General features: G+C 76.2%; 1 protein-coding gene. It reads right to left on the reverse strand.

Translation table 11 applies throughout. The annotated features are described in order from the left end of the window. A partial coding sequence (locus tag B7767_RS36440) for a M20/M25/M40 family metallo-hydrolase (protein WP_143652832.1) occupies positions 1-692 on the reverse strand: 692 nt, incomplete at its 3' end. Positions 693-748 lie beyond the last annotated feature (56 nt).

The raw sequence follows: 748 nt of genomic DNA on the forward strand, positions 1-748 counted from the left end.
TCGACGGCGCTGCCCCCCCGCTCCCGCGAACTGCCGTGCGCCGCCCTGCCGGGCACGGCGAGCCGGAACGTCAGCGCGCCCGCGTTGGCGGTGATCAGGGTGGCGGCGGTGGGCTCGGCGATGACGCAGGCGTCGCCGCGGTGACCGCGCCGCAGGGTGGCGTAGGCGCCGAGGCCGCCGTCCTCCTCGCCGACGACGAAGTGCGCGGCGACCCGGCCGCGCAGCCGTATCCCGGCGGAACGTATCGCCGCGAGCGCGGCGAGGTGCGCCGCGAGCCCGGCCTTCATGTCGCAGGCCCCGCGCCCGTGCACGAGGTCCCCGGTCACCCGGGGCACGAACGGGTCGCCGTCCCACGCGGCGGGATCACCCGGCGGTACGACGTCGACGTGGCCGTTGAGGATCAGGGTGGGCCCGTCGCCCCCGTCGGGGGTGGTCCCCACCAGCCCCCACGCCTCCTCCCGCGGCGCCTCCGTCCCCGGGAAGTCCGGTTCGGCGCGCAGCGCGGGCAGGTCCAGCGACCACAGGTCGACATCCGTCCCGAGCCGCTCCAGCCGCCCGGCCAGCTGATGCTGGAGCTCCGACTCGGCACCGCTCCCGGTCACGCTGGGCACGGACACCAACTCCAGCAACGTCCGCCCCAACGCCTCCTCGTCCACAGCCGTCAGCGCGGCAGCCTCCGCATCGGTCAGCACATCGCCCTCCCCTCCCCGGGAAACGACCCACCGCCGCCCCCACCCCCATACCTGCA

It is taken from the genome of Streptomyces sp. 13-12-16 (genome assembly GCF_002114215.1).
GTDB lineage: Bacteria > Actinomycetota > Actinomycetes > Streptomycetales > Streptomycetaceae > Streptomyces.